The sequence below is a fragment of the Treponema berlinense genome, assembly GCF_052273165.1.
GTDB lineage: Bacteria > Spirochaetota > Spirochaetia > Treponematales > Treponemataceae > Treponema_D > Treponema_D berlinense_A.
Map to the genome: position 1 here is coordinate 1 of NZ_DAVZIU010000039.1, position 7,731 is coordinate 7,731.

6 protein-coding genes and 1 tRNA gene are annotated in these 7,731 nt (G+C 40.0%); 2 read left to right on the top strand and 5 right to left on the bottom strand.

Features of this window, described 5'->3' with window-relative positions:
- Window positions 1–189 precede the first annotated feature (189 nt).
- Both ACT6XC_RS09145 and ACT6XC_RS09150 read right to left on the bottom strand, forming a co-directional pair.
- Window positions 190–1,515: an aspartate kinase gene (locus tag ACT6XC_RS09145; protein ID WP_443741578.1), complete on the bottom strand. Its 1,326-nt coding sequence runs from the start codon at window positions 1,513–1,515 to the stop codon at window positions 190–192.
- Between the two features lie 72 nt (window positions 1,516–1,587).
- A complete protein-coding gene (locus ACT6XC_RS09150) occupies window positions 1,588–3,510 on the bottom strand; it encodes a ribonuclease catalytic domain-containing protein (protein WP_443741579.1) in 1,923 nt (640 codons plus the stop codon).
- Between the two features lie 509 nt (window positions 3,511–4,019).
- Between ACT6XC_RS09150 and ACT6XC_RS09155 the strand changes: the two genes are divergently transcribed.
- Window positions 4,020–4,763, top strand: coding sequence for a VUT family protein (locus ACT6XC_RS09155; protein ID WP_443741580.1), 744 nt, complete (start codon window positions 4,020–4,022; stop codon window positions 4,761–4,763).
- Between the two features lie 6 nt (window positions 4,764–4,769).
- Entirely contained in the window at window positions 4,770–5,462 is a 693-nt protein-coding gene (locus ACT6XC_RS09160) for an SDR family NAD(P)-dependent oxidoreductase (protein ID WP_443741581.1), read from the top strand.
- Window positions 5,463–5,551: 89 nt separating this feature from the next.
- Here ACT6XC_RS09160 and ACT6XC_RS09165 read toward each other — a convergent pair whose 3' ends face one another.
- The 3 genes from ACT6XC_RS09165 to ACT6XC_RS09175 form a co-directional block, all read right to left on the bottom strand.
- On the bottom strand, window positions 5,552–6,670 hold the full coding sequence (locus tag ACT6XC_RS09165) for an ABC transporter ATP-binding protein (protein ID WP_443739035.1): 1,119 nt from the start codon (window positions 6,668–6,670) through the stop codon (window positions 5,552–5,554).
- A gap of 288 nt (window positions 6,671–6,958) precedes the next feature.
- A tRNA-Leu gene (locus ACT6XC_RS09170) sits at window positions 6,959–7,040 on the bottom strand.
- Window positions 7,041–7,316: 276 nt separating this feature from the next.
- Window positions 7,317–7,553, bottom strand: a complete 237-nt coding sequence (locus ACT6XC_RS09175) for a restriction endonuclease subunit S (RefSeq protein WP_443741582.1) — start codon at window positions 7,551–7,553, stop codon at window positions 7,317–7,319.
- Window positions 7,554–7,731: the final 178 nt, after the last annotated feature.

Here is a 7,731-nt window from a genome sequence, read left to right on the forward strand (position 1 = left end):
TGCGCAAGCAAAAGCCGCAGCATGCGATAGCATGCAGAAATCCAGGCTGTAAGCCCGGTCGTGCGCTTTTAGCGCACGCGTAAATAAACGGGTTTTGCGCAAGCAAAAGCCGCAGCTTGCAAGTAAAATGCTAAAAAAAATGCCCCGGAAACAAGCAAATCCAGGGCTATAAAAACTAAACTTTTTTGACTATTCAAACAACGCCTTGTGCAAAATCTGAACAACTGTGTTTGCCTGAGAATTGTCAACAAGGAAACTTATATTAACCTTGCTTGCACCCTGAGAAATCATCTGAACGTTGATATTTTCTTTTTTTAGTGCTGAAAAAGCGTCCGCAAGGATCGAACTTGACGAAGAGGCATCGCAAATAATCGTTACGATAGCCTTTTCTTTTTTTACAGTCACATCGGCCGCTTTTTTCAAGTCTTCAACAAGTCCGTCAAGTTTAGAATTTCCATTTACTGTAAGAGAAACTGAAACTTCAGAAGTCGCAATCACATCAACAACAACATTCCATTTTAAAAACTGGTTGAACACATGAGCCAAAAATCCACATGCACCGAACATGCTGTTTGACTGAATATCAATCAAATCGACATTTTTAACGTTTGTAATTGCAAGAACGCGCGGAGTTTTTCCACTGTGTTTTGCAAGAATTACAGACCCTTCGCTCTTTATATTGTATGAATTTTTTACGCGAACTGGAGTTCCTGTCTTGCGACATGGAATCATTGAGCGTGGGTGCAAAACCTGAGAACCAAACATTGCTAGTTCCTGAGCTTCCTCGTAAGTAACTTCTGGAACAGGGCGCGCATTTTTTACAATTCGTGGATCAGTTGTCAAAATTCCATCAACATCTTTCCAAGTTTGAATTTCATCAACTCCAAGAGCAGCACCGAGCATTGTTGCAGAAAGATCGGAACCGCCACGACCGAGGGTTGTAATTACATCGTTTTTGTCTTTTGCGATAAAACCTGTAACAATCGGGATTTCTTTCTGTCCGCCGTTTTTGTAAGCAGCAAGTTTTTCCGGAATATTTTTCCATACGTCTGGCAAAAGCTCTGCATTCATAAAATTTGAATCAGAAACAAAGCCTACATCCCAAGCATCATAAAATTTTGCAGGAATATTTTGTCTGTTAAGATATGCCGACATCAAGCGCACTGACATTCTCTCGCCAAAACTTACAAGATAATCCCGTGAACGCTTAGAAAGTTCGTGCAACATGCTAATTCCAGTGAGCAAAGTTTTTAATTCGCCCAAAAGTTCTTCAATTGCAGGAACATCAACATCCAAAATTCTGGCAGTATCGAGGTGAAGTTTTTCTACCTTCGAGATGTCAACCTTTCCGTTTACAGCCAAATCGGCCGCTTCGAGCAAATGGTCTGTAGTATCGCCCATTGCGCTCAAAATAACAAGCGGACGTTCATTTTTATAAGCCTGAATAATAGAGGCAACGTGTTTAATTCTTTCGGCGTCAGCAACACTTGAACCGCCAAATTTCATTACTATCATATTTAAAAATTATAATGAATTAAAAACTAATGCACAACTACAGTATTTTTAAATTCAACGAAATAATATTTTTCAGGCTTTAACAAAAACAACACTCAAAGCCGGCAGGTCAATTTTTTCAGCTTTTACAGTAATCTTGTCATTCAATTCACAGTCTACACCAGCAATTGCGGTTTCCATTCCGAGTTCTTCGATTAAAAAAACTGACTGTTTCTGCTCTTTTGAAAGGCAAATTGCATTTCCGCTCCACTCAGGGTTCTGCAAAAGATAAACCAAGGTCCAATGGGTATTACTGTTTCTTTCTGCCTGTCTTGCAGCCCTCGCCGCGGCATCTCCGGCAGAAATCCTCATAAGCATTGTATCTTTATCAATTAAAGGCTCATTTTTTATGAATGCGCGCAACTGCTCGTGTCCGATCAAATCTCCGTAACGGCGAAGTGGAGAAGTTACCTGGCTGTACATTCCAAGACCGAGAGCTGCGTGAGAAGACGGAGTTACGCCAACGTTCCGCTTGCGCATACAACGCCTGAGTCTGTATTGTCCAGCAAGTCCTTCTGGCAAAACAGCAGGAATATCTGGTGCTTCCTGGCTTATAAACGGAAAAGGAATATTATTTTTAAAGGCAAATTTTGCCGCGCCTTCACCTGCAAGAATCATGCATTCGCGCACAACTTCTCCGCTCTCGTAATGCACAACTTTCTCCATGCTGACCTTTTTTGTTTCAGGTTCAACAACAACGTGAATTTCTGGCATTTCGATAAAAACAGCTCCATTTTTTTTGCGCCGTTCGACTGTTTTTCTGGCAATTTCAAAGAGAGGTTTTAGTTCTGCACTGTCTTTTAATTCATCTGCTTTTTTATAAGACAGGCGTTTTACATCAACAATCGTACGTAAAATTTCGCAGTCTTCAATTTCGCAATTTTCATTCAACTTAATTTTAAAGCTCAGGGCGCGACTTATTTCTTTTAATCCCAACGCATAATCTTCAAGGCAGTCTTCACTCAGCATTCTGGCCGCACCTTCAGGAATATACAAAGTCGCTCCACGTCCCCTTGCGCAAATGTCAATCGGGCTGTCAGGCAAAACAGTGCTTGCAGGGTCTGCAATATGAACCCAAAGGTATTCACCGTCAAAACCAATCGCATCGTCAGGGTCTGTAGACCATTCAGAATCGATTGCATAACTTATTCCCTCGACTTTTACCCTGTCCTCTTCAGGCGGACGTCCAAGGCTCAATTTTGCGCTCTTTGCGCTAAGTCCCCAGCGCAAAGGATAAGGATTCTTTGTAATATCCCAAATTCCGGTTTTTAAAAGAATTTCATGGGCACGCTCGATTGTTTCTTTCATTCCTGCGTCTTTTAAAATCTTACAGTTGTCTGTCTTGCAAAGCGCAAAGGCTTCTACTTCCTGCATGTATTTTCCGTCAGCAGGCAAATCAAGTTTTCCCTGGCGCAATCTGGTTATAAAGGCAGCGCGCATTTCTTCGGCATGTTCTTTTTCAAAGACCTTGTTTTTTAATTCTTCGATTTTTTCGCCAGAACGGGGGATAAAAAGAATTTTTGGAGATTCAATATCGGAAGAATCAATTTTTTCCTCAAAATAAAATCCATTTTTTAAAGCGCAATAAACGCCCCAAACTTCATCGGCAACAATTTTTCCACGAATCAATTCTACAAGTTCAGAAAAAGGCATAAAAGATGATGCGGTTTCGTTTTCGCTACTCAAAAGTTCGTAAATTTCTGCAATCTGATTTTGAACCTGACTTTCTGGCTTCAAAGCGTTTTCTGCAAAATCAAGACAATTTTCCAGTGAAGAAGCAGGAGATTCACTTAACAAAATTATATCGCGAGGACGCACTTTCTGACTTGCGTAAACAGCTTTTTTTCCTGACGATGTTGCTCTCGAAACACACCAGCCCACTAAAATTTTTGAAGATTCTTCGCCTTCAACAAGCGCACAAAAACTTTTATAAATTACAACGGATTTTTTTTGCATATAGCCCACCTAAGGCAATTTTACAAAATCCAGGACGGTTTATCAATCGACAGCATTTTCCTGTGTTTTTTGTATAATTTCAAATCGTTTTTTCATCAAAAGTGAGTACTATTTTCTTCTGGAGAAAGGCCTTCTGGCAAGCCCCGACAGTCTCAGCATTTCGCTGTCCAGGTACATACGGACAACCTCACCTTCTTCCATTTCAATCTTCCACAGACCAATCCTGCTAGTTTCTAAATATTGTCTTAATTCATCTGCCGTAAAAAAATCCATTAAGCTCTCAATTCACTTTGGCAATCGCCATAAAAAGCGTCTTAAATAATACCACATAAAATTTACTTTGGATAAAAAAAATCAATTCAGCCATATTTTTTTAGGCGAACACGGCTTGCCTTTTTAGAGCAAAAAATATAAAGTCGTTTTTGCGCAGTTTATGATTCCTCATAATTCTCCTGCGCTTTATAAATCAAAATTCTTATGGAGGCGGACGTTTTGAGTCCATTGTTCTTATGAAAAAACTCTCTTCAAAGTTCATGCAGGAAATAAAAGATTTTAAAATTCTCCTGCGAAACATTCCTTCCCTTACAGTTTCACTGTTTATTCTGTCGGTTGTCTGCGCAAACTTAATGGCAAACAAAGAACTCGTAAATTTCAAGTACATTGCTCTTGACTGTGGCTTTACTTTTAGCTGGCTTATGTTCTTGTGCATGGACATAATCTGCAAACGCTGGGGAGCAAAGGCTTCCATCAAAGTTTCGATTCTCGCACTTGCAGTAAATCTTTCTGTCTGCCTTATTTTTGCTCTTCTATCAAAAGCGCCTGGAATGTGGGGCGAATTTTACACGACAGAAAATCAAGAAGTAAACCGTGCGTTAAACGCGACATTCGGCGGTTCGTGGTACGTTGTCTTGGGTTCCGCACTTGCCTTCATCACCTCTTCAATAATAAATGCGCTCTTAAACACCGCAATCGGTTCCTCGCTCAAAAAAAACAATTTTTTCAGTTTTGCACTGCGCTCCTACGTTTCAACGGCAATCGCCCAGTTTGCAGACAATTTTATCTTTGCCACAGTCGTTTCTAAAATTTTCTTTGGCTGGAGTTGGACTCAGGTAATCGTCTGCTCGGCAATCGGAGCTTTTTTTGAACTCTTGTGCGAAGTTGTTTTTTCCGGACTCGGCTGGAAAGTTGTGCGCCAGTGGGAAAAAGAAAATGTCGGAAACGAGTATCTTGAATACCAAAAAAAACAGGCATAATCAAAAATGAAAGTCTTAATCACCGGAACAAGCCAGGGAATCGGCAGGGCAACAGCATTAAAATTTCTTTCGGAAGGATTTAATGTAATCGGGCTTGACATTGAATCAGACACAATCTCAAAAAGCCAGAATGCAAAAAATAAGGAAAATTATTCTCATTTTACAGCAGATATTTCCGACTCATCTTCTCTCCCAGAAATTTCTGACGTTGAAATTCTTGTAAACAACGCAGGAATTCAAACTCCGGCTTTGACAGGTGAAGAAAAAGACATCCAGGTAAACCTTATCGGCACGATGGCTGTAACTCAAAAATATGCGTTTCAGCCAAAAATAAAATCAGTACTCTTTAACGCCTCAGTTTCCGCTCTTACAGGAAACGAATTTCCTTCGTACGTAGCTTCAAAGGCAGGAATAATCGGCTACATGAAAAACTGTGCAATTCGCCTTGCAAATTCATACCGCGCAACCTGCAACGCACTGTGCTTTGGAGGCGTGCTGACAGAATTAAACGAAAATGTCATAAAAAACAATGAGCTTTGGCAAAAAATCATGGACATAACCCCGCTAAAACGCTGGGCAAGCGCACAAGAAGCTGCCGACTGGATTTATTTTCTTACAGTAACAAACAAATTCTGCACAGGACAGGCCATCGATGTTTCCGGCGGAGAACGAAACTGCGCAGACTTATTTGTCTGGTAAATCGTAAGCCACAAGCAAAAAAAATCCCGACGTACAATGTTTTGTACACCGGGATTTTTTATCAGCCGTTTATATAAACAGAGTTCTGATTACCATTTCTTTTCGATTTCTGGTTCACAGATATTTACTTCTGTCTCCAAGTCGAAGAACTTACATCTGTCCATTTTTGGAGTAAAGTTTACAGTATCTCCGAGCTGTGGGTTTACAACTGGTTCACATTTAGCAACAATGTTTACATTCTGAACCTGAACAAATACGTGAGTTTCTGCTCCAAGAGGTTCTTTGTTTGTAACTTTTACTGCCATGTTGTTTTCTGTTGCTGGAGCATCCTGATAAATAAGGTCTTCTGGACGAACACCAAACCATACTTCTTTTCCAACATAAGCCTTAAGATGTTTCTGCTGGTCAGCAGTTGGTACAAGTTTAAAGTTTCCTTCGTCAGCAATTACATTACCGTTTTCTTCTGCAATTTTTACTTTGAAGAAGTTCATTGGAGGAGTTCCGATAAATCCAGCTACGAATTTGTTAATCGGGTGATTGTAGAGGTAGAGAGGTTCTCCAATCTGCTGAATGCGTTTTTCTGACATTACAACGATTTTTGTACCCATTGTCATAGCTTCAATCTGGTCGTGAGTTACATAAATCATAGTTGCCTGAAGGCGATTGTGCAAATCAGAAATTTCAGCGCGCATTGTAACGCGGAGTTTAGCGTCAAGGTTAGAAAGAGGTTCGTCAAACAAGAATACCTTTGGAGAACGAACAATAGCACGACCTACAGCAACACGCTGACGCTGACCGCCGGAAAGAGCCTTTGGTTTACGTGTAAGATAGTTGTCAAGGTCAAGGATTTTAGAAGCTTCGCGGACACGGCGGTCAATTTCTGCTTTGTCAGTTTTGCGGATTTTAAGACCGAAAGCCATGTTGTCGTATACAGTCATATGCGGATAAAGAGCATAGTTCTGGAATACCATTGCAATATTGCGGTCTTTTGGCGGAATGTCATTCATCAATTCACCGTCGATGTAAAGCTCACCAGCAGTAATGTCTTCAAGACCAGCAATCATACGTAGAGTTGTAGATTTACCACAACCAGACGGACCTACGAATACACAGAATTCGCGGTCTTCAATTGTTACATTTGACTTTTCAACGGCAAGAACATCACCGTCATAAACTTTTGTAACGCCTTTAAGTTCAACCTTTGCCATTTAGTTTTCCTCCTCGTGGCATTTAAGGGATTAGATTATAAAAATATCTTAAAAAAAAAACGAAATAAATTCAACCTTTTTTCTGCCAGGCAGCAAGGTTTTAAGGGCGTCCGGCAAAGCCGCCGGGTCTTTGCGTTATAAAATTGCTCCGCAATTTTTCCGTTCAGCCACGCGAGGCGTGTCCGAACCGCCTTCGCGGCTATCAGCCCCTGACGCGTTCACTTTCACTAACCAGCCGACATAAAAAAAAAAAGGCTGTTCGATTTTACCGAACAGCCTTTTACAAGTTGCGGAGAAGCTGACTTGAACAGCCACGACTTGCGTCACCAGCACCTCAAGCTGGCGTGTCTACCAATTCCACCATCCCCGCGTGATGTATTTATATTAACTAAAATAGATTTTTTAGTCAATAAGTAAAATCACTTTTTTTTAAAATTTTTCTATTTTTTTTCAGGAACTCCGCAGCCCATAAGGTTATTATAAACTTCTTCGTTTTCATTTTCCTGGTCTGATAAAGAATCCCATCTTCTTTTATTCAGCTTCTTCAAGCTGCATCTGCCACAAATATTTCTGATGTTTTTTCCGCAGTTCTTTCCTCAAAATCCGACTCTTTATTAAAAACCATTTTATTCCCCCCCCCTAACTATCAAACAAACATATTTTCAAGCATAGATTTTTTGACATTGGTCGATTTGTCATACTTACGCTGATGAAGGGTGATAAGGCGGTCAAGGTTACGGAAATACTCACCAATTTGCTTTTGTTCATCTATTGAAGGTATTGGCATTTCAATTTCCATCATTTTATTTTTAGAAATGTTATATCTTGAAATACCTTGTGCTAAAAATATTATCTTCTTTCGTATAGATGAAGAACGCAACATATAAGCAAAATCACTAGCGTCCAACTAAAAAAAGAGGCTTTTTAAAAAATATCTCTTCGTGTATAATGATTTTACCACATCTTATGCAAACAACCATCGGGACAGTAAAGTTTTTGAAGATTTTTAAGGATAAACTGATTTACTTCAGCAAAGGCAAAGCTGCTAAAAACTGTTCAAA

Bases quoted from the DNA above. Each gene is read 5' to 3' on its own strand.
- ACT6XC_RS09145 (WP_443741578.1), bottom strand. From the start codon at position 1,515: ATGATAGTAATGAAATTTGGCGGTTCAAGTGTTGCTGACGCCGAAAGA.
- ACT6XC_RS09150 (WP_443741579.1), bottom strand. From the start codon at position 3,510: ATGCAAAAAAAATCCGTTGTAATTTATAAAAGTTTTTGTGCGCTTGTT.
- ACT6XC_RS09155 (WP_443741580.1), top strand. From the start codon at position 4,020: ATGAAAAAACTCTCTTCAAAGTTCATGCAGGAAATAAAAGATTTTAAA.
- ACT6XC_RS09160 (WP_443741581.1), top strand. From the start codon at position 4,770: ATGAAAGTCTTAATCACCGGAACAAGCCAGGGAATCGGCAGGGCAACA.
- ACT6XC_RS09165 (WP_443739035.1), bottom strand. From the start codon at position 6,670: ATGGCAAAGGTTGAACTTAAAGGCGTTACAAAAGTTTATGACGGTGAT.
- ACT6XC_RS09175 (WP_443741582.1), bottom strand. From the start codon at position 7,553: ATGTTGCGTTCTTCATCTATACGAAAGAAGATAATATTTTTAGCACAA.